Consider the following 21,092-nt stretch of genomic DNA (forward strand, 5'->3'; position numbering starts at 1 on the left):
CCGTCGATGACGACTACAAGGGGTTCCACAATGATGAGGAAGACGCGGGCTGCGGGCACTCTTGCCCTGGGCGCCACTGTTGCCCTGCTGGCCGCAGGCTGTGCCGGCGGCGGCAACGGAGGATCTGGTGACGGTGACGTCTCCATGACCTTCTGGCACAACTCCACCACCGGACCGGGCAAGGCCTACTGGGAAGACACGGTCGCCGCCTTCGAGGCGGCCAACCCCGGTGTGACGATCGACGTCCAGTCCATCCAGAACGAGGACATGGACGGCAAGCTGCAGACCGCCCTGAACTCCGGCGACGCGCCGGACATCTTCATGGCGCGCGGCGGCGGCAAGCTGGCCGACGTCGTCGAGGCCGGGCAGATCATGGACCTCACCGACACGATCGACGAGGCGACGAAGACCAACGTCGGCGCCGGCTTCGACGCCTTCACCGTTGACGGCAAGGTCTACGGCATGCCGACGGCGGTCCTCCCCGGCGGCATCTTCTACAGCCAGGACCTCTTCGACGAGGCGGGGATCACCGAGACCCCCGCGACCATCGACGAGCTGAACGACGCGGTGGCCGACCTCAAGGCCGCCGACATCGCACCGATCGCGCTCGGCGCCAAGGACGCGTGGCCCGCCGCGCACTGGTTCTACTTCTTCGCGCTGCGCGAGTGCTCGCAGGAGACCCTCGAGGCCGCCGCCGCGTCGCGCAGCTTCGACGACGAGTGCTGGCTGGCCGCCGGCGAGGACCTGCAGGCCCTCAGCGAGACCGAGCCGTTCCAGGACGGCTACCTCACCGCGACGGCCCAGCAGGGCGCCGGCTCGTCCGCCGGTCTGATCGCGAACCACAAGGCGGCGATGGAGCTCATGGGCGCGTGGAACCCCGGCGTGATCGCCGGCCTCACCCCCGACGAGAAGCCGCTGAAGGACCTCGGCTGGTTCCCGTTCCCCGCCACGGAGAGCGGCGAGGGTGACCCCGCCGCGTTCATGGGTGGTGTCGACGGCTACTCCTGCTTCGTCGAGGCTCCCCCGGAGTGCGCCGAGTTCCTGAACTTCTTCATGCAGAAGGAGCACCAGGAGGCCTACGCCGAGGCCTTCGTGACGCTGCCCGCCAGCAAGGAGGCGCAGGGTGTCGTGACCGACCCGGCCCTGCAGTCCGTGCTCGCGGCCTACAACGAGGCCCCGTACGTCTCGGTCTGGCTCGACACCCTCTACGGCCAGAACGTCGGCAACGCGCTGAACGCCGGCGTCGTGGAGATGCTGGCCGGCGACGGTACCCCGCAGAGCATCGTCGACGCCGTGAACGCCGCGGCCGCAATGGAGTAACGAGCCACATGACTCATTCCCTGGGCGAGAACTCAGCAACCCGGACGACCTCGCCTGAGGGTCCCGCGGTGGCCGGGGGCGGCGTTGCGACGTCGTCCCCGGCCCGTAGGCCGCGGCGAGGCAGGCGGACCGACTGGGGCAAGGCCCTCGAGATCACCCTGCTCTCGGGACCTGCCATCGTCGTGTTCCTGGCGTTCGTCATCTTCCCCGTCTTCCTGGCGGCCTACTACGGCTTCTTCAGCTGGAAGGGGTACGGGCCGCCGACGGAGTTCGTAGGGCTCGACAACTACCTGATCATCTTCAGGGACTCCGCCTTCCACGAGGCGCTCCTGCACAACGGCTACATCGTCGTGCTGTCCCTGCTCATGCAGGGCCCTGCCGCCGTGGCGCTCGCGCTCCTGCTCAACCAGAAGATCCGCGGGCGCTCGATCATCCGTGTCCTCATCTTCGTGCCGTACGTGATCTCCGAGGTCATCGTCGGCACGGGCTGGAGCCTGATGCTCCAGACCTCCGGTGCGGTCAACGACATGCTCGAGAAGCTGGGCCTCGGCTTCCTCGCCGTCGACTGGCTGTCCGATCCCAGCATCGCCCTGTGGTCGCTGATGCTCATCATCAGCTGGAAGTACATCGGCTTCGCCGTGATCCTGTTCCTCGCGGGCCTGCAGAGCATCCCCGAGGAGCTGTCCGAGGCGGCCGCGATCGACGGCGCCTCGTACTGGCAGATCCAGCGCACCATCACGCTGCCGCTGCTCGGCCCGACGCTCCGCATCTGGGCGTTCCTGTCGATCATCGGGTCGCTCCAGCTGTTCGACCTCGTCTACATCATCTGGGGCCAGTACATCTCCGCGACCGCGGGCACCTCGACGATGGCGACGTACATGGTCCTGAACGGGCGCCTGGCCGGGAACTTCGGCTACGGCAACGCCGTCGCCGTCGTGCTGTTCCTGATCTCGCTCGTCATCGCGCTGGTGTACCAGCGCTACGTGCTGCGCCGGGACACCGAGGGCGCGCTCACGGAAGGGAAGAAGTGATGGCGACGCTCCTCGAAGCTCCCACGAAGGCCCCGCAGAAGCTCCGCCGGCTGCCGAAGGTCGCCTGGGGCAGCCCGATGACGTACGTCATCGCCTTCCTCTTCGTCGGCGTCTGCATAGGCCCCGTGCTCTTCATCATCGTCGGCGGCTTCCGGACGAACGCGCAGATCACCGTCGACCCGTCGGGCCTGCCCAACCCGTGGGTCATCGAGAACTACATCAGCGTGCTGGTGAGCGAGGTGTTCTGGCGGCAGGTGGCCAACTCCGCGGTCGCGGGCATCCTCACCACCGTCGGCGTGGTGGCGCTCGGGCTCATGGTGAGCTTCGTGCTGGCGCGGTACGACTTCAAGCTCAACGGGGCCATGTACTCGCTGTTCGCGGCCGGCCTCATGTTCCCGATGACGGTCGCGATCACCCCGCTGTACATCCTGATCCGCGACCTGGGCCTGATGAACACCATCGGCGGCATCGTCCTGCCGCAGATCGCGTTCGCGCTCCCGACCACGATCATCATCCTGGTGCCGTTCCTGCGGGCCATCCCGAAGGAGATCGAGGAGGCCGCCTCGATCGACGGCGCGAGCCGCCTCGGGTTCTTCTTCCGGATGGTCGTGCCGCTGTCGCTGCCGGGCGTCGTGACGGTCGGCATCCTCGCGTTCGTCGCGTCCTGGAACTCGTACATGCTGCCGCTGTTCATCCTGAACGACGAGCTGTCGTACACGCTGCCGCTGGGTGTCCAGGCGTTCGCGTCGCAGTACTCGGTCGACACCGCGCGGGTGCTCGCGTTCACGTCGCTCTCGATGATCCCCGCGCTGATCTTCTTCTCGCTGTTCGAGCGGCGCATCGTCGGTGGCCTCACCGGAGCCGTCAAGGGCTGACCCCGGCGCGGCCGCGCGCCGCGTCCTGCACGGGGTCGCCCAAGAGGGTCGTACAAGCAAGTCACGAAAGGATTCTTATGACGGAGCTGCCGGTGGCGCTTCGGGCGATGCCCGAGGTGTCGGAGCGGGTACGCGAGCTGCACGCACAGATGACACTCGAGGAGAAGCTGGCCCAGCTGGTCGGGTACTGGCTGGACCAGGGCGGCAACGTCGTGGCACCCATGCAGGGCGAGATGGCCGGCGGCCAGGGCTCCAGCTCGCTCCAGGAGACCACGAAGAACGGTCTCGGCCACTACACCCGCGTGTACGGGACGCGGCCGGTGGACCCGGCAGAGCGTGCGGCGTGGCTCTGGGCCGAGCAGCGGCGGCTGAAGCGCGAGACGCGCCTCGGCATCCCCGCGCTGGTCCACGAGGAGTGCCTCACCGGCCTGGCGGCGTGGAAGGCGGCGACCTTCCCGACGCCGCTCGCCTGGGGTGCGTCGTTCGACCCGGAGCTCGTCGCGGAGATGGGCCGGCTCATCGGCGAGTCCATGCGGGAGCTGGGCATCCACCAGGGCCTGGCGCCGGTGCTCGACGTCGTCCGCGACCCTCGCTGGGGCCGCGTCGACGAGTGCATCGGCGAGGACCCGTACCTCGTCGGCACCGTCGGCACGTCGTACGTCCGCGGCATGCAGGACGCTGGCGTGCACGCGACGCTCAAGCACTTCGTGGCCTACTCCGGTTCCAAGGCCGGGCGCAACCACGCCCCGGTGAGCGCGGGCCCGCGCGAGATCGCCGACGTCTACCTCCCGCCCTTCGAGATGGCGGTGCTTGACGGCGGGGTGCGTTCCGTGATGGCGTCGTACAACGATGTCGACGGCGTACCCATGCACTCGTCGGGCGAGTACCTGACGGGTCTGCTCCGCGAACAGTGGGGGTTCGACGGCGTAGTGGTCGCCGACTACTTCGGCGTCGCGTTCCTGACGGTCATGCACGCCATCGCCGCCGACCGGGGCGCGGCCGCCGCGGCCGCGCTGGAGGCGGGCGTCGACGTCGAGCTGCCGTCGGGTGACGCGTACCTCGAACCGCTCGCCGCGCTGGTGACGGACGGGACGGTACCGGTAGAGATCGTGGACCGGGCGGTGCTGCGCGCGCTGAAGCAGAAGGAGGAGCTCGGGCTCCTCGAGCCTGACGTGTACGAGGACGCCCCGCCCGCCGCCGTCGACCTGGACTCGCCCGCGCACCGCGACGTGGCCAGGCGGCTCGCCGAGGAGTCGGTGGTGCTGCTCTCGAACGACGGCGTGCTGCCGCTCGGTTCGTGGCACGACAAGCCTGCCCGCGTGGCGGTGATCGGGCCGAACGCGGCCCGCCCCGAGGCGCTCATGGGCTGCTACTCGTTCGCGAACCACGTGCTCGCGCACTTCCCCGGCGTCCCGACGGGGTTCGAGATCCCGTCGGTGGCCGACGCGCTGGCCGTCGAGTTCGACCGCGCGGGTCTGCCGGCGCCCGAGCTCACGTTCGCCCGCGGCTGCGACGTCGAGGGTGACGACACGTCCGGCTTCGCGGAGGCGGTCGCCGCCGCGGAGGCCGCCGACGTCGCCGTGGTCGTCGTGGGCGACCAGGCAGGACTGTTCGGCCGGGGCACGGTGGGCGAGGGCAACGACAGCGAGTCGCTGGACCTGCCCGGCGTGCAGCGTGAGCTCGTCGAGGCGGTGCTCGCCGCGGGCAAGCCCGTCGTCATGGTGCTGATCACCGGCCGCCCGTATGCGGTGGGCTGGGCGCTCGACGGCGCTCAGGGCTCCGGCGAGGACGGTGCGAGGAAGCCCGGGGCGGTGCTCCAGGCGTTCTTCCCGGGCGAGGAGGGCGGCAGCGCGCTCGCCGGCGTCATCTCCGGTCGCGTGAACCCCTCGGGGCGCCTGCCCGTGTCGCTCCCGCGGTCCAGCGGTGCGCAGCCCTACTCGTACCTGCACCCGATCCTCGGTGGCGCGTCCGAGGTGACGTCCACCGACTCGACGCCGCCGCGCTCCTTCGGGTTCGGCCTGTCGTACACGACGTTCGAGCGCGAGCTGGTCTCCGTGGACCGGGTGGTCGCGGCGGGCGGCACGTTCAGCGCCGTCGTGACGGTCACCAACACCGGTGGGGTGGCGGGGTCCGACGTCGTGCAGCTCTACGGGCGCGACGTGCTGGGCTCCGTCGCGCGGCCGACGGCGCAGCTGCTCGGCTACCACCGCGTCACGCTCGAACCCGGGGAGTCCACGACCGTCACGTTCGACGTGCCGACGACTCGCTTCGCGTTCACCGACCGCAGCATGACGCGGGTGGTCGAACCGGGCGACGTCGAGGTGTGGGTGGGCGCGCATGCGGCCGACAGCGTTGTCAGAGTGGTGGCGGAGGGTATCGCCGACCTGGACGAGCCGAACGACGCGCCGAGCACGGACAGCGCCCCCACGTCGTCGACGACCCGCGAGCTGGTCACGATCACGGGCGCCCTCCACGAGGTGACCCCAGCCGACCCCCGCTGGGTGCGCGCCACGACCTGACCGCCTCCGTTGAGTGCTGGGTATTTGCGGGTCCCGGGCCCGAAAGTGCGCAAATACCCAGCACTCAACGGGTGGGGCGGTGGGAGGATGGGGCGATGCGCATCGATGTGTGGTTGTGGGCGGTGCGGCTGACCAAGAGTCGGTCGGTCGCCGCCGACCTCTGCCGTAGCGGCCGTGTTCGCATCAACGGCAAGGTCGCCAAGGCGTCGGCGTCCGTCGCCGTGGGCGACCGCGTGACGTGGCGCGACCCCCTCCGGGACCGGGACGTCGAGGTCGTGGAGCTGCTGCCGAAGCGGGTGGGCGCCCCGATCGCGGCCAAGGCGTACCTTGACCACAGCCCGGCCCTGCCGACACGCGTCGAGCGGGAGGCCGTCGGGCTGCGCGACCGCGGCGCGGGGCGCCCCACCAAGCGCGAGCGGCGCGAGATCGACCGGCTGCGCGGCCGGATCTGACACCGGAAATCACCCGGGTGAGTTCCGGGTTTTTCGCCGTTTTTGCCTGATCTCGGACGATATCTTCACGGCACACCCCTGCCCCGCGCAGGTCCGGTTGCGCCCGGTGTCCCGGCGCGCCCCAGCCTGGAGAACCCATGCACCCTCGCACGCGACGTCGTACCAGGACTCTGGCCGCGGCCACTGTCCTGGCACTCCTGGCAGTACCGAGCGCGGCGGTCGCCGCGCCCGACCCCAGCCCGCTTCCGGTCGGCTCGTCCGACCCCCAGAGGGCGCCCCGCGTCGTCGACCCGGCGGACAAGTTCACCGCGGGGGCCAACCGGGCCTTCGCCGCCGACGGGACCACCGACTTCTGGCTGCGGTTCGCCGAGAAGCCGGACCTGTCGAAGGCCGAGGGCATCACGAGCTGGTCCGAGCGCGGCGACTACGTCTACAGGACGCTCCTCGCGGCCGCGGAGGCGTCCCAGAAGGACGCGGTGGCGGAGCTGGAGGCATCGGGCACCAAGTACACCTCGCACTGGGCCACCAACGCGATCCTCGTCGAGGACGGCTCGCTGGACCTGGCGACCGACCTCGCGGCGGACATGCAGGTGCTGGAGGTGCGTCCGCGGACCCACTACGCGGCGCCGGAGCCGGTGGAGCCGACCGACGCCTCGAACGAGGCCGCTGCGGCAGCGGCGGGTCCCACGTGGGGTGTCGCGGCGATCAACGCCGACGACCTGTGGAGCGCGGGCTTCACCGGCGAGGGCATCGTGGTGGCCAACATCGACACCGGTGTCGACGGCAGCCACCCCGCACTGTCCGGGCAGTACCGCGGCGCGGGTGCGGCTGATCCTGACGCCTACAACTACTTCTCGGTCGACGGGCGGCTCGACCCCCACGACGTGGACGGCCACGGCACGCACACCATGGGCACCATGGTCGGCGGCACGGTGCAGGACGACGACGGCGTGAACCGAGCCGTCGGCGTCGCACCCGGTGCCGAGTGGATCGCCGCCGCCGGCGGTGGCGGCGCGTGGACGGACGAGGACCTGATCTCCTCCGGTGAGTGGATCCTGGCCCCGTACGACCAGGGCGCGGCCAACCCGGTTCCCGACACGACGAAGCGGCCTCACGTGGTGAACAACTCGTGGGGCAGCACGGTCGCCTCGACGGACCCGTTCATGGAGGACATCGCCGCGGCCTGGGAGGCTGCGGGCATCTTCGCCACCTTCGCCAACGGAAACCTCGGCGAGCTGGGCTGCGAGTCGTCGGGCAGCCCCGGTTCCCGGCAGAACTCGTATGCGGTCGGGGCGTACGCCCGGAGCGGGGAGATCGCCTACTTCTCCTCGCGCGGCCCCGGGCAGAGCGGCACGGTCAAGCCGGACATCGCGGCACCGGGTGTCTACATCCTGTCGACCCTGCCGGGTGGGAAGTCGGACTACCTGCAGGGCACGTCGATGGCCGCCCCGCATGTCGCCGGCGCCGTGGCGCTGCTGTGGGACGCCGCGCCTGAGCTGGTCGGCAACGTGCAGGCGACTCGCGCCATCCTGGACGGGACGGCGCACGACGTGAACGACACGTCGTGCGGCGGCACCACCGACGACAACAACGTGTGGGGCGAGGGCAAGCTCGACGTCCTGGCGGCCTACAACCTGGCGCAGGAGTCGACCTTCACGACGACCGTGCCGACGATCTCCGGCGAGTACCGGGTAGGCGCGCCCCTGACCGCTACGGTCGCGCCCTGGACCCCCGTCGCGTCGTTCACCTACCAGTGGCGCCGGGACGGCGACATGATCGCCGGAGCGACGAAGTCGACCTACATCCCGGACGACGCCGACCTCGGTGCCGAGCTGTCGGTCACGGTCACCGGCTCTGCCGACGGTCAGACGCCGACCTCCACGACCAGCGTCGAGACGCCCGAGATCACCATCGGCACCCTGGTGGCGTCGACGCCGAAGATCGACGGCACCGTCCGCGTGGGTTCCACCCTGCGTGCGCTTGCCGGCTCGTGGACGCCGGGTACCCAGTTCACCTACCGGTGGTACGCCGACGGCGCCGTCATCAGCGGTGCGACCGGGTTCACCTTCACGCCGTCCGCCGCGCAGCGTGGCAAGGTGCTCACGGTGCGGATCTTCGGTTCCCGTGCCGGGTACACCGCGGCCAGCCGGCTCAGCGGTGCCACGTCCGCCGTCGCCGTGGGGGCTATCTCCCAGGGGCTGCCGGTGATCGTCGGCAGCGCCACGCCCGGTGCCACGCTGACCGTCTCCCGGCCCGCGGCCGTTCCGTCGGACGTCTCCGTCTCCTACCGGTGGCGGCTCGACGGGCGTTCCATCCGGGGTGCGACGCGGAGCGAGCTGACCATGCGGTCCGAGTGGCGGGGCCACGACATCACGGTCAGCGCGACCGTGGAAAAGTCCGGGTACGTCGTCAAGACCGTCACGTCAGCGGCCGCGACCGTCGGCGGGGCGTACACGACGTCCTCGAACCCGACGATCTCCGGCAGCACGCGCGTGGGCTCCACGCTCAAGGTCGCGCGCGGCACCTGGTCGCCGACGCCGACGTCGTTCTCGTTCCAGTGGTACGCGGACGGCCAGCGGATCGCCGGGGCCACGAGCTCGTCGTACACGCTGAAGGGCACCGACTACGGCAAGAAGATCACCGTGTCCGCGCGTTCCTACCGGGCGGGCTACGGCACCGTGCTGCGGCGCAGCGCGGCGACCGGCGAGGTGCTGGCGTCGGGCGTGCGGTGGGCGGGCGACGACGAGTACTCCTGGCTGGTGGGCCCGGACAGCGTGCCTGCGACGACCTACATCGTCCAGGCGGGCTCGGCCGAGTGCGAATGGGGGCGCCTGTCATCCGACGCGCTGCTCGCGTATGACCTCGGCTCGGGCCAGCGTCTGTTCAGGGTGCTGGACTCCGACTACGCCGTCTTCGCGAGCGAGAACTGCGGCACCTGGATCAAGTACTACCCCGGGATGGTCAGGACGAGCGCCTCGACGGCCGCGAACGGCGTCTATGCCCTCGGCGACCACCTGGAGCGCGGCGTGTACTCCACGAAGGGCCCGACGGACGCCGGGACCTCGTGCCGTTACACCTTCTACAAGAGCTTCCACGGCATCGAAGGCGTCCTGAGCCAGGGCGAGGTGTCGTCGGCCCACACCATCACGATGCCGTCGTCCGCGGTCGGTTTCGAGACGGCCGGCTGTAGCTGGAAGCGCATCGGCTGACCGGAGGTCCGGGGTCCGGGGAGTCGCGCCGAGTCGGTCTCGGCGCGGCTCCCCGTTTCTGATCCCGGGTGCCACTGGGTGATCTCCTCGGACTTTCGGGGACCTCGGCCGTCTGGCATGGCTACGTTCTTGGCAAGAGTCCTGCCGAACGCAGGCCCAGCGCGCCTGGGCATCCTGGGCGCCCCAGCCCGGAGTAGCCATGCACACACGCACACGACGTCTGTCCAGCGCGGTGGCCTCGGCCGCGGCCCTGGCGCTCCTCGTCCCTCCGGCGGCGGCGATCGCCGCGCCGGAACCCGACGGAGAGGCACGCGGCACCGTCGCCGCGAAGCCCCTCGACGGCACCGCTCGGGTCGCCCCGTCGGCGGACCCCGCGGACAAGATCAGCCCCGCCGCGGAGAGGACCTTCGCGGCGCGCGGCACGACCGACTACTGGCTGCGGTTCGACGACGTGCCGGATCTGTCGGCGGCGGACGGGATCACGGTCTGGTCGGAACGCGGCCGGTACGTGTACGACGCGCTCACTGCGGCGGCCGAGAAGGCCCAGGCGGGCACGGTCGCCGAGCTGGAGAGCGCGGGTGCCGAGTACACCTCGTACTGGGCGGCGAACGCGATCCTCGTCGAGGACGGGACGCTCGACGAGGCGGTCGAGCTCGCGGCCGACAGCGACGTCGTCGAGGTCCGCCCGACGGTGCGATACAGCATCCCTGAGCCCGTCGAGGTGGCCGGCGAGGCCGACGTCGCCGCGGCGGAAGCGGACGGCCACACGACGTGGGGTCTTCGCACCATCAACGCGGACGACATGTGGGCGGCGGGCTTCACGGGCGACGGTGTCGTCGTCGCCAACCTGGACTCGGGCGTCGCTCCGCACAGCGCCCTGTCGGAGAAGTACCGCGGTGCCGGGGCGAGCAACCCGAATGCCTACAACTACTTCTCGGCCGACGGCCTGTACTACCCGCACGACACGAACGAGGTGAGCCACGGCACCCACACCATGGGCACCATGGTGGGCGGCACGGTCGTCCGTGACGACGTGGAGCGGGCGGTCGGCGTCGCGCCGGGCGCGCAGTGGATCGCCGCAGCGGTCGGGGACGACCTGTCGGACGAGAACCTGGTCGCGGCAGGTCAGTGGCTCCTCGCGCCCTACGACCAGGCCTCCTCGAGTCCGACGCCCGATCCCGCCCGCCGACCGCACGTGGTCAACAACTCCTGGGGTGCCGAGTTCTCGACGGACCCCTTCATGGAGAACCTGATCACCGCCTGGGAGGCAGCGGGCATCTTCTCCACCTTCTCCAACGGCAACGCCGGTGAGGCAGGCTGCACCTCGGCGGGCAGCCCGGCCTCACGGCAGGCCAACTACGGCGTCGGCGCGTTCGGCACGGACGGCGAGATCGCGCCCTTCTCGTCGCGCGGCCCCGGCCAGAGCGGCACCGTCAAGCCGGACATCGCCGCGCCGGGCGTCCATGTCCTGTCGACCACCAGGACCGGGACGGCGTACCTGAACGGCACGTCGATGGCGGCCCCGCACGTCGCGGGTGCGGTCGCGCTGCTCTGGGACGCCGTCCCCGAGCTCGTCGGCGACGTACCCGCGACCCGGGCGATCCTCGACGCCTCAGCCCACGACAAGAACGACACGAGCTGCGGCGGCACGGCCGACGACAACAACGTCTGGGGCGAGGGGAGGCTCGACGTCCTGGCCGCGTACCGGCTGACCCAGGACGAAGAGGAGTTCGAGGCCACTCCCGCGCCCGTCATCTCCGGTGACGACTACCGGGTGGGCGTGCCGCTGACCGTGACCACCGACGCCTGGACGCCCGCCGCGTCGTTCACCTACCAGTGGCGCAGGGACGGCAGGGCGATCTCCGGCGCCACGGGGACGACCTACACGCCGACCGGTGCCGACGAGGGCCACCCGCTCACGGTGACCGTCACGGGGACGGCCGACGGCAGGATCCCGACGACTGCGACGAGCGCGGAGACACGCGGGATCCTCGATGGTCTCCTGAAACGGTCGACCCCGACGATCAGCGGCACCCACCGCGTGGGCTCGACCCTGCGCGCGCACGTGGGCTCGTGGACGCCCGGCACCACCTTCACCTACCAGTGGTTGGCGAGCAGCGAGGAGATCGTCGGCGCCAACGAGCCCACCTACACCCCGACGAGAGACCAGCTCGGCTGGCAGATGAGTGTCCAGGTCAGCGGCCGCCGGCCGGGCTACCTCCCGTCGCACGCGACCAGCGAGGGCGACGGCATCCCCAGGGTCACGTCGGGGATCATCGCCCAGCCCAAGCCGGTGATCGTCGGCCGCGCGACGCCGGGTGCCACACTGACCGCCTTCCGGCCGCCCTCGGTGGCCTCGCCCGACACCGTCTCCTACCGGTGGAGGCTCGACGGGCAGTCCATCCGGGGCGCTACGAAGAGCACCCTCACCATGAGGTCCGAGTGGAGGGGCCAAGTCATCACGGTCAGCGTGACCGTGAAGAAGGCCGCGTACAAGGACACGACCGTCACGTCCGCGGGCGCGCGGGTCGGGGGCACGTACACGGCGTCGCCCAACCCGGTCATCTCAGGCACCGCGCGCGTGGGCTCCACGCTCACGGCGATCCGCGGCACCTGGTCGCCCACACCGACGACGTTCTCGTTCCAGTGGTACGCGGACGGCCGGCCGATCTCCGGGGCCACGGCGTCGAAGTATGCGCTGAAGGGGACGGACTACAAGAAGGAGATCACCGTGACCGTGCGCACGTACCGGGCGGGCTACGGCACAGTGCTGCGGCGCAGCGCGGCGACCAGCGAGGTGCTGGCGTCGGCCGACCGGTGGCGGGGCGAGGGTGAGGAAGAACCCGTCCCGGCGGGGCCGGCGGGTACCACCTACATCGCGCAGGCGGGTTCGGCGGAGTGCTACTGGCGGCAGAACCAGTTCGGCGGGCAGCTCGGCTCCGGCGTCGGATCGGGACAACGCCTGCTCACCGTGCAGCCCAGCACCACCAACATCATGGCGAGCGAGAGCTGTGGGCTATGGATCAAGTACTACCCCGGGATGGTCAGTCCGAGCGAAGCGACCGCCGCGAACGGCGTCTACGTCCTCGGCGACCACCTCGGGCGTGGGGACTACTCCACCTCGGGCCCGGCCAATGCTGACATCCCGTGCAGGTACTTCTTCTACAAGGACTTCGAGGGCAAGGACACGTCGGTGATCAGCCACGGCGTGGTGCCGGAGGCCACGACCATCACGATGCCGGACGCCGCAACCGGCTTCGAGACCGTCGGCTGCACGTGGCGGCGGATCAACTGAGCCGCAGCCGGAGCGCCGGGCGTGCGGGGAAGGCCCTGCGCGCCCGGCGCTCCGGGTGATCTCCTCGGACTTTCGGCGACTTTGATCGGCGGGCAGGCCTACGGTCTTGACAAGAGTCCTGCCGAATGCAGGGCCCAGCGCGCCTGGGCATCCTGGGCGCACCAGCCCCGGGAGCAACCATGCATCCAGTCGTACGACGCCTCTCCAGAGCCCTGGCCTCGGCCGCTGCTCTGACCCTTCTCGTGACTCCGGCGGTCGCCGTCGCGGCACCTGACGGGAACGCCAGCGCAGGCAGCCCGACCACCGTGTCCAGCGCGGAGACGCGCGAGGCCGCCGACGTCCCCCTGGAGTCGTCGATACCGACGATCAGCGGCAGCGATCCCCTCCGGGTGGGTTCCCCCGTGCGAGCGATTGCGGGCTCGTGGACGTCGGGTACCCAGTTCACCTATCAGTGGTTCGTGGGCGGCGAGCCGATCAGCGGCGCGACGGGGCCCACCTTCACGCCGACCTGGGAGCACCGTGGCCTGAGGCTCTCCGTCCGGCTCGACGGCTCCCGGGAGGGCTACACCCCGGTGAGCCGGACCAGCGCGGCCACGGGCCGCGTCTATGTGGGGTACCTCTCCGTGGGGCTGCCGGTGATCGTCGGCAGCGCGACGCCCGGCGCCACGCTGACCGCGTCCCGGCCGGCGTCCGTCCCCTCGGACGTCGACATCTCTTATCGGTGGAGGCTCGACGGACGTTCCATCAGGGGCGCGAACCGGAGCACGCTGACCATGCGGTCCGAGTGGAGGGGCCACGAGATCACGGTCAGCGCGGAGGTCAGCAAGGTCGGGTACGTCGTCGAGAACGTCACGTCCCCGGCCGCGCGGGTCGGTGGTGCGTACGCGACGTCCCCGAACCCGACGATCTCCGGCACCCCGCGCGTGGCCTCAACGCTCAAGGTCGCGCGCGGTACCTGGTCGCCCATGCCGACGTCGTTCTCGTTCCAGTGGTACGCGGACGGTCACCGGATCCTCGGGGGCACGAGCTCGTCGTACACGCTCAAGCCCAGGGACTACGGCAAGAAGATCACCGTGACCGCGCGTTCCTACCGGGCGGGTTACGGCACCGTGCTGCGGCGTAGCGCGGCGACCAGCGAGGTGCTGGCACCGGCTAGGCGGTGGGTGGGCGACGACGAGCAGGCCCGGCCGGTGGGGCCGCCGGACGGCTTGCTTGCGACGATCTACATCGCGCAGGCGCGCTCGGCCGAGTGCACCTGGGAGCGCCGGTCTCCCACCGAGGTGCTCGGCTCCAGCGTCGGATCCGGCCAGCGCTTGTTCAAGGTGATCGACACCGATGACACCGCCTTCGCGAGCGAGAGCTGCGGGGTCTGGATCAGGTACTACCCCGGGATGGTCACACCGAGCGACGAGACGGCCGCCGACGGCGTCTACGCCCTCGACGACCACCTCGAACGCGGTGTGTACTCCACCTCCGGTCCGGCTGTCGCCGGCACGTCGTGCGCGTACACCTTCTACAAGGGCTTCTACGGCCAGGACGCGGTGATCGGCCAGGGCACCATCACGGAGGCCACGACCATCACGATGCCGAACGCCGCAGTCGGTTTCGAGACGGCCGGCTGCAGCTGGAAGCGCATCGGCTGAGCCGTCGCCAGAGCGCCGGGCGTGCGGGGGGAGACCCCGCGCGCCCGGCGCGCGTTGTCCGAGGAGCGCGGTAACGCCGCCCTCCTGGCCGCCGTTGCCGATCTCACCCCGGAACGCCCTGGGTGATTCCGGGGAGTTCCAGCGGCTGGTGGGGCTACTTTCTTGACAAGAGTCCTGCCAGATGCAGGCCCAGCGCGCCTGGGCATCCTGGGCGCACCAGCCCCGGGAGTAGTCATGCACCCACTCGTACGATGTTTCCCCAGAGTCCTGGCCTCGGCCGTCGCTCTGACGCTCCTCGTGACACCGGCGGCCGCCGTCGCCGCACCCGGTCCCGACGGGAGTGCCGACGGCGGCAGCCCGACCACGGTATCCAGCGCGGAGGCACGTGAGACCGGCGACATCCCCCTTGAGTCCTCCACCCCGAGGATCGAACCGAACATCAGCGAGCTGGTCATGGTGGGCGCGACGCTCAAGGCGCACGCGGGCACGTGGACCTCCGGCACCACGTTCACCTACCAGTGGTACGCGGACGGCGTGCCGATCAGCGGCGCGACCGGGTTCACCTACAGGCTGACCGCGGCGGAGTACGCCAAGAGACTCACCGTCCGGCTCGAGGGCTCCCGGGAGGGCTACACCTCGGTGAGCCGGACCAGCGAGCGCACGGACGCCGTCGAATGGGGAAGGTTCTCCCAGGCGCCCCCGAGGATCCTCGGCGCCGCGACGCCCGGTGCCACGCTCACCGTCTTCCGGCCGCGGGCGGTGCCTGAGCCCGACTCCGTCGAGTACCGGTGGTGGCTCGACGGGGAGCGCATCCGGGGCGCGACGCGGACCACGCTGACCGTCAAGCCCGAGTGGAGAGGTCATCTCCTCTCGGTCAGGATGTACCTGACGAAGCCCGGGTTCCTGGGAAAGCTGATCCCGCGGTCCGAGTACGTGCGGGTCGGGGGCGCGTACTCGAGGTCCCCGAACCCGGTGATCTCCGGCACCGCGCGTGTGGGTTCGACGCTCACGGCGATCCGCGGCACCTGGTCGCCCACGCCGACGACGTTCTCGTTCCAGTGGTACGCGGACGGACGGCCGATCTCCGGGGCCACGACGTCGAAGTACACGCTGACGGGCCCCGAGTACAAGAGGGAGATCACCGTCGTCGTGCGCACCTACCGCGCGGGCTGGGGCACCGTTGCGCGGCGCAGCGCGGCGACCGCCGAGGTGCTCGCGTCGGCCGTGCGGTGGCAGGCCGACGATACCGGCGAGCCCATCTACGTGGGGGAGGAACCGACCGGCGTGGTCCCGACGACCTACATCGCGCAGTCGGGCCCCAACAGCCTGTGCGTCTGGGAGCGCCTGCGACGCGACGGGGCTCAGCTCGCCGCGGACGAGGGATCGGGCCAGCGCATGTTCACGGTCCTTCCCATCGACTACACCGTGTACACGAACCACCAGTGCGGCGTCTGGATCAAGTACTACCCAGGGATGGTCACGACCAGCCACTCGACGGCCGCGAACGGCGTCTACGTCATAGGCGACCACATCGAGCGCGGCACGTACACCACGACCGGTCCGGCCGTCGCCGGCGAGCCGTGCACCTACACCTTGTACGAGGGTTTCTACGGCGAACCCGCCGTGGTCAGCCGCGGCGTGGTGACGGAGCCGACGAGCATCGAGGTGGGCGGCTCCGGGCACCTGGCCGGGTTCGCGACCGCGGGCTGCAGCTGGCAGTGGATCGACTGAGCCGCCGGCGGTGCGCCGGGTGGGCGGGGGAGACCCTGCCCGCCCGGCGCTCCGGGCTCCCGCGGGGCGCGCGGTAGCGTCGCCCCATGACAACGGCCGAGACCACCGCCGACCGCATCACCACCCTCCTCGAGAAGCACCCCGTCTGGGACGGTCACAACGACCTCCCGTGGGAGCTGCGCGAACAGTCGGCCTACGACCTCTCCGCCGTGGACATCGCGCAGCGGCTCACCACCACCCACACCGACCTGCCGCGGCTGCGTGAGGGCGGCGTCGGCGCCCAGTTCTGGTCCGTCTACGTGCCCGCCCAGCTCCAGGGCGGGGCGGCGGTCACGGCGACGCTCGAACAGATCGACTGCGTGCACCGCATGGTCGAGCGGTACCCGGACACCCTCCGGCTCGCCCTGACCGCCGCCGACGTCGAGCAGGCGTGGGCGGACGGGCGGATCGCCTCGCTCATGGGCGCGGAGGGCGGGCACTCCATCGACGGGTCCCTCGCCGTCCTGCGCATGCTCCACGCGCTCGGGGTGCGCTACATGACCCTCACGCACAACGACAACGTGCCCTGGGCCGACTCGGCCACCGACGACGAGGTGCTGGGCGGGCTCTCACCGTTCGGCGAGGACGTCGTGCGCGAGATGAACCGCCTCGGCATGCTCGTGGACCTCTCGCACACCTCAGCCGGCACCATGCGCGACGCCCTGCGCGTCACCACTGCCCCGGTCGTCTTCAGCCACTCCAGCGCCCGCGCCGTCTGCGACGTCCCCCGCAACGTGCCCGACGACGTCCTGGCCGCCCTCGCGACCAACGGCGGCGTCTGCATGGTCACGTTCGTGCCGCAGTTCGTGTCACCCGCCGTCGCCGAGTGGCGGGCGACGGGCGCGGAGGCGGCAGCGGCCGAGGGCATCAAGAACACCGACCTCGGGGCCTTCGAGCCCTTCATCGCCGAGTGGCGGTCCCGGCACCCGCAGCCCCGCACCACGCTGGCCGACGTCGTCGCGCACGTCGAGCACGTCCGTGAGGTCGCCGGCGTCGACCACGTGGGACTCGGCGGCGACTACGACGGGACCCCCACCCTCCCCGAGGGGCTGGAGGACGTCACGGGGTACCCTCGCCTGCTCGCGGCGCTCGCGGCGGGCGGCTGGTCCGACGCCGACCTCGGCAAGCTGACCAGCGGCAACGCGCTCCGCCTGCTGCGGGACGCCGAGTCGGTGGCGGCGCGGACCGCACGCTGACTCAGCTCGGCAGCTGCACGACCTTGCGCTGGAAGCCCAGGGCCACCTTCTGCAGGGACTCGAGCGGCTCCTGCTCGTTGTGGTAGCTGATCTGCCGCAGCATCGAGCCGGACGAGGCCAGCAGCGCGACGATCACGTCGCGCGCGTCCTCGCGGGTCTCCAGAGCCTCCTGCAGGAGGTCCTGGACGTGAGGTGACCTGAGGCCGTCCTCCTCGGGATCGAGCAAGGCTGTCAGGAGCGCTATCGACAACGAGCTTCCGTGGATGCTTGCCATGGTGGTCTCCCCCCGTAGAGGCCCGGGGTCCCGGGCATCAGGCACCCGCGGGCAGGCCCGCGGGGTACGCGTCCGATGCCCCCACCCCTGTGGCCTCGGTCGTGCACCCTTGTGTACCGCAGGTCCGGGCGTCGCGCCTGTTGACGGGGGCGAAACAGGGCCGAGGACGGCGTGTCGCACCCGCGTGGCAGTCAGTCCGCGTGCAGGAGCAGCTGGAACAGGACGTGGTCCTGCCACTGCCCGGCGATCTTCAGGTAGCCCGGTGCGAAGCCGATCCGCTCGAAGCCGATCCGGGTCAGCACCGCCTGGGACGCCTCGTTGTGGGGGAGGGTAGCGGCCTGCAGGCGATGCAGGCCAAGCTCGTCGCGAGCGTGCTCCACCAGCGCCTCGATGGCGCGGGTCATGATGCCCCGGCCAGTGAACCGGGCGTCCAGCCAGTAGCCGACGTGCCCGTTCTCGAAGGCGCCGTGCACGATGTCGGTGAGGTTCAGCCTGCCCACGATCTCGCCGTCCGCCTCGAGCACGGTGTACAGGGCCCGGCCGGTGGAGTTCTCCAGCACCTGGGCCCGGAGCTGCTCCTTGTGCCACTCCTGCGTGTAGAACGCCTCGGGCCGAGCGGGCTCCCAGGGGGTGAGGTACTCACGGTTGCGTCCGTAGGCGCTGGCGATCGCCTCGGCGTCGTCCTCGGTCAGCGCTCGGAGTGTGACGTCGTCGGTCAGAGCGGTCTCGAAGGGCATGGCGCCACCATAGTCCTGTGCTCTCCGGGGAGGCGTCTGCGCAGGTCAGCATGGTTATGCGCGCGGAAGTGCCTGGCCGGGAACTTTCCCGTCCCGAACGAGGTTGAGTGAGGTGGACTCAACTTTTCGAGTACCGGCTTGCTTCCACGCGAGCTCCGGCTTAAGTTGAGTGCAGAAGACTCAATCTGTCGGAGGAAGGCAGTCACATGGCACGCTCAGTAGGTATCGACCTCGGCACCACGAACTCGGTGGTGACCGTCCTCGAGGGTGGAGAGCCCACCGTCATCGCCAACGCGGAGGGCTCGCGGACCACCCCGTCGGTGGTCGCGTTCTCCAAGACCGGCGAGGTGCTGGTCGGTGAGGTCGCCAAGCGTCAGGCGGTCACGAACGTCGACCGCACCATCTCGTCGGTCAAGCGCCACATGGGCACCGACTGGACGGTGAGCATCGACGACAAGAAGTACACGCCGCAGGAGATCTCGGCCCGCATCCTGGGCAAGCTCAAGCGCGACGCCGAGGAGTACCTCGGTGAGCCCGTCACGGAGGCCGTGATCACGGTTCCGGCGTACTTCAACGACGCCGAGCGCCAGGCCACGAAGGACGCCGGCCAGATCGCGGGCCTCGACGTCAAGCGCATCGTCAACGAGCCCACCGCGGCGGCCCTCGCCTACGGCCTGGACAAGGGCAAGGAGGACGAGCTCATCCTCGTCTTCGACCTCGGTGGTGGAACCTTCGACGTCTCCCTGCTCGAGGTGGGCAAGGACGAGGACGACTTCTCGACCATCCAGGTGCGCGCCACCTCGGGTGACAACCGCCTCGGTGGCGACGACTGGGACCAGCGCATCGTGGAGTACCTCATCAAGCAGGTGAAGAACTCCTCGGGCGTCGACCTGTCGAAGGACAAGATCGCGCTGCAGCGGCTCCGCGAGGCGGCCGAGCAGGCCAAGAAGGAGCTCTCGTCCTCGACGAGCACCAACATCTCGATGCAGTACCTGTCGATGAGCGAGAACGGTCCCATCCACCTGGACGAGAAGCTCACGCGCGCCCAGTTCCAGCAGATGACGCAGGACCTCATCGACCGCACCAAGGCGCCGTTCCACGCCGTGATCCGCGACGCCGGCATCTCCGTCTCGGACATCGACCACGTCGTGCTCGTGGGTGGGTCCACCCGCATGCCCGCCGTGAGCGACGTCATCAAGGAGCTCACCGGTGGCCGCGAGCCCAACAAGGGCGTCAACCCGGACGAGGTCGTCGCCGTCGGTGCCGCCCTGCAGGCCGGCGTCATCACCGGTGACCGCAAGGACGTCCTCCTGATCGACGTCACGCCGCTCTCCCTCGGTATCGAGACCAAGGGTGGCGTGATGACCAAGCTCATCGAGCGCAACACGGCGATCCCGACCAAGCGCAGCGAGGTCTTCTCCACCGCCGACGACAACCAGCCGTCCGTGGCGATCCAGGTGTTCCAGGGCGAGCGCGAGTTCACGCGCGACAACAAGCCGCTGGGCGTCTTCGAGCTCACCGGTATCGCGCCTGCCCCGCGTGGCGTGCCCCAGATCGAGGTCACGTTCGACATCGACGCCAACGGCATCGTGCACGTGTCCGCCAAGGACCGCGGCACGGGCATGGAGCAGTCGATGAAGATCACCGGCGGTTCGGCACTGCCCAAGGACGACATCGACCGCATGGTCAAGGACGCCGAGCTGCACGCGGAGGAGGACAAGAAGCGTCGCGAGGAGGCGGACACCCGCAACCAGGCCGAGGCGTTCGCGTACTCCATGGAGAAGCAGATCGCGGACAACCGCGACAAGCTCCCCGCGGAGGTCGTCACCGAGGTCGAGGCGGACATCGCCGCGGTCAAGTCCGCGCTCGAGGGTGAGGACGCCGACGCCGTCAAGACGTCGTACGAGAAGCTGGGTGCCTCCTCGCAGAAGATCGGCGAGGCGCTGTACGCGTCCGAGCAGGCGGCGCCGCAGAGCGCCGACGGCGCACCGCAGGCGAACGCCCAGTCCGCCCCTGACGAGGACGTCGTCGACGCCGAGATCGTGGACGACGAGGAAGAGCGCAAGTGACCGAAGAGAACCCGCAGGGGACCCCTGAGCCCGAGGGCTCGGAGGAGCACCCCTTCCACTTCACGGACAAGCGCAAGGTGAACAACTCCGGGGAGCAGAGCCGCCCGGCCGAGCCGTCGGACGAGGCTGCTTCGGACGACGAGACCGCCCCGGTGGCCGAGCCTGCCGAGACCGACGTCGACCCGCTGGAAGGACTCGACTTCGAGCCGTCCGGTGAGGCGGCCGAGGCCTCGGAGGTCCTCAAGGCGAAGGCTGAGGCCGCGGAGCACCTGGACGCGCTGCAACGCGAGCGGGCCAGCTTCACGAACTACCGCAACCGGGCGCTGCGCGACCAGGAGGCGGCGCGGAACCGGGGTGTGCAGGACGTGCTGGCCGCACTGCTGCCCGTGCTCGACGACGTCGAGCGCGCGAAGCAGCACGGCGAGCTGAGCGGAACCATGGCGGCGATCGCGGAGAAGCTCGACCAGAGCCTGCAGAAGTTCGGCGTCGAGCGGTTCGGCAAGGTGGGGGAGGAGTTCGACCCCAACCTGCACGAGGCGCTCATGCACTCGACCGACGCAGAGGCGACGGCCTCCACGGTGAACCTCGTGGTGGAGCCCGGGTACAAGATCGGCGAGAAGGTGGTCCGGGCGGCACGCGTGGGCGTCGTCGGACCGGAGTGACTTCTCGGTGGTCGAGCTCGCCGAGACCTCGGTCTCGGCG

General features: G+C 70.3%; 14 protein-coding genes. 12 read left to right on the forward strand and 2 right to left on the reverse strand.

The genetic code is table 11. From position 1 onward, the window contains the following. The first annotated feature begins 30 nt into the window (after nt 1–30). The 10 genes from ACFWE2_RS08730 (at nt 31) to ACFWE2_RS08775 (ending at nt 17,310) form a co-directional block, all read left to right on the forward strand. The gene (locus ACFWE2_RS08730; RefSeq protein WP_377223823.1) at nt 31–1,320 is read left to right on the forward strand and encodes an extracellular solute-binding protein; all 1,290 of its coding nucleotides are present in this window, start codon (nt 31–33) and stop codon (nt 1,318–1,320) included. Between the two features lie 8 nt (nt 1,321–1,328). Next, nucleotides 1,329–2,351: a carbohydrate ABC transporter permease gene (locus ACFWE2_RS08735; RefSeq protein ID WP_377223824.1), complete on the forward strand. Its 1,023-nt coding sequence runs from the start codon at nt 1,329–1,331 to the stop codon at nt 2,349–2,351. Then, a complete protein-coding gene (locus ACFWE2_RS08740) occupies nt 2,351–3,226 on the forward strand; it encodes a carbohydrate ABC transporter permease (RefSeq protein WP_377223825.1) in 876 nt (291 codons plus the stop codon). Before ACFWE2_RS08735 ends, ACFWE2_RS08740 begins: the two co-directional genes overlap by 1 nt. Nucleotides 3,227–3,303: 77 nt before the next feature. Next, nucleotides 3,304–5,745 (forward strand): beta-glucosidase, encoded by a 2,442-nt coding sequence (locus ACFWE2_RS08745; RefSeq protein ID WP_377223826.1) that lies wholly within the window; start codon nt 3,304–3,306, stop codon nt 5,743–5,745. Between the two features lie 95 nt (nt 5,746–5,840). Next, entirely contained in the window at nt 5,841–6,197 is a 357-nt protein-coding gene (locus ACFWE2_RS08750; RefSeq protein WP_377223827.1) for an RNA-binding S4 domain-containing protein, read from the forward strand. Nucleotides 6,198–6,334: 137 nt separating this feature from the next. Further along, entirely contained in the window at nt 6,335–9,406 is a 3,072-nt protein-coding gene (locus ACFWE2_RS08755) for a S8 family serine peptidase (RefSeq protein ID WP_377223828.1), read from the forward strand. A 199-nt stretch (nt 9,407–9,605) separates the two neighbouring features. Then, nucleotides 9,606–12,701 (forward strand): S8 family serine peptidase, encoded by a 3,096-nt coding sequence (locus tag ACFWE2_RS08760; protein ID WP_377223829.1) that lies wholly within the window; start codon nt 9,606–9,608, stop codon nt 12,699–12,701. Between the two features lie 179 nt (nt 12,702–12,880). Continuing rightward, complete coding sequence (locus ACFWE2_RS08765) at nt 12,881–14,344, forward strand: hypothetical protein (protein ID WP_377223830.1); 1,464 nt, start codon at nt 12,881–12,883, stop codon at nt 14,342–14,344. Between the two features lie 234 nt (nt 14,345–14,578). Beyond that, on the forward strand, nt 14,579–16,075 hold the full coding sequence (locus ACFWE2_RS08770) for a hypothetical protein (RefSeq protein WP_377223831.1): 1,497 nt from the start codon (nt 14,579–14,581) through the stop codon (nt 16,073–16,075). 86 nt (nt 16,076–16,161) lie between these two features. Next, a complete protein-coding gene (locus ACFWE2_RS08775) occupies nt 16,162–17,310 on the forward strand; it encodes a dipeptidase (protein WP_377223832.1) in 1,149 nt (382 codons plus the stop codon). Nucleotide 17,311: 1 nt separating this feature from the next. Here the strand turns inward: ACFWE2_RS08775 and ACFWE2_RS08780 are convergent, their stop codons facing one another. Further along, entirely contained in the window at nt 17,312–17,584 is a 273-nt protein-coding gene (locus ACFWE2_RS08780) for a hypothetical protein (RefSeq protein ID WP_026366117.1), read from the reverse strand. Nucleotides 17,585–17,775: 191 nt separating this feature from the next. Continuing rightward, nucleotides 17,776–18,321 carry a GNAT family N-acetyltransferase gene (locus tag ACFWE2_RS08785; protein WP_377223833.1) on the reverse strand — a complete coding sequence of 182 codons (546 nt, stop codon included), beginning with the start codon at nt 18,319–18,321 and terminating at the stop codon, nt 17,776–17,778. Between the two features lie 206 nt (nt 18,322–18,527). Between ACFWE2_RS08785 and dnaK the strand changes: the two genes are divergently transcribed. Together dnaK and grpE are read left to right on the forward strand one after the other, a co-directional pair. Continuing rightward, nucleotides 18,528–20,390 carry a molecular chaperone DnaK gene (dnaK, locus tag ACFWE2_RS08790; RefSeq protein ID WP_377223834.1) on the forward strand — a complete coding sequence of 621 codons (1,863 nt, stop codon included), beginning with the start codon at nt 18,528–18,530 and terminating at the stop codon, nt 20,388–20,390. Next, a complete protein-coding gene (gene grpE, locus ACFWE2_RS08795) occupies nt 20,387–21,052 on the forward strand; it encodes a nucleotide exchange factor GrpE (RefSeq protein WP_377223835.1) in 666 nt (221 codons plus the stop codon). Before dnaK ends, grpE begins: the two co-directional genes overlap by 4 nt. The last annotated feature ends 40 nt before the right edge of the window (nt 21,053–21,092 follow it).

This window comes from Promicromonospora sp. NPDC060271, assembly GCF_042726755.1.
Classification (GTDB): domain Bacteria; phylum Actinomycetota; class Actinomycetes; order Actinomycetales; family Cellulomonadaceae; genus Promicromonospora.

Coding starts and splice junctions, on each gene's coding strand:
- ACFWE2_RS08730 (WP_377223823.1), top strand. CDS start 31: ATGATGAGGAAGACGCGGGCTGCGGGCACTCTTGCCCTGGGCGCCACT.
- ACFWE2_RS08735 (WP_377223824.1), top strand. CDS start 1,329: ATGACTCATTCCCTGGGCGAGAACTCAGCAACCCGGACGACCTCGCCT.
- ACFWE2_RS08740 (WP_377223825.1), top strand. CDS start 2,351: ATGGCGACGCTCCTCGAAGCTCCCACGAAGGCCCCGCAGAAGCTCCGC.
- ACFWE2_RS08745 (WP_377223826.1), top strand. CDS start 3,304: ATGACGGAGCTGCCGGTGGCGCTTCGGGCGATGCCCGAGGTGTCGGAG.
- ACFWE2_RS08750 (WP_377223827.1), top strand. CDS start 5,841: ATGCGCATCGATGTGTGGTTGTGGGCGGTGCGGCTGACCAAGAGTCGG.
- ACFWE2_RS08755 (WP_377223828.1), top strand. CDS start 6,335: ATGCACCCTCGCACGCGACGTCGTACCAGGACTCTGGCCGCGGCCACT.
- ACFWE2_RS08760 (WP_377223829.1), top strand. CDS start 9,606: ATGCACACACGCACACGACGTCTGTCCAGCGCGGTGGCCTCGGCCGCG.
- ACFWE2_RS08765 (WP_377223830.1), top strand. CDS start 12,881: ATGCATCCAGTCGTACGACGCCTCTCCAGAGCCCTGGCCTCGGCCGCT.
- ACFWE2_RS08770 (WP_377223831.1), top strand. CDS start 14,579: ATGCACCCACTCGTACGATGTTTCCCCAGAGTCCTGGCCTCGGCCGTC.
- ACFWE2_RS08775 (WP_377223832.1), top strand. CDS start 16,162: ATGACAACGGCCGAGACCACCGCCGACCGCATCACCACCCTCCTCGAG.
- ACFWE2_RS08780 (WP_026366117.1), bottom strand. CDS start 17,584: ATGGCAAGCATCCACGGAAGCTCGTTGTCGATAGCGCTCCTGACAGCC.
- ACFWE2_RS08785 (WP_377223833.1), bottom strand. CDS start 18,321: ATGCCCTTCGAGACCGCTCTGACCGACGACGTCACACTCCGAGCGCTG.
- dnaK (WP_377223834.1), top strand. CDS start 18,528: ATGGCACGCTCAGTAGGTATCGACCTCGGCACCACGAACTCGGTGGTG.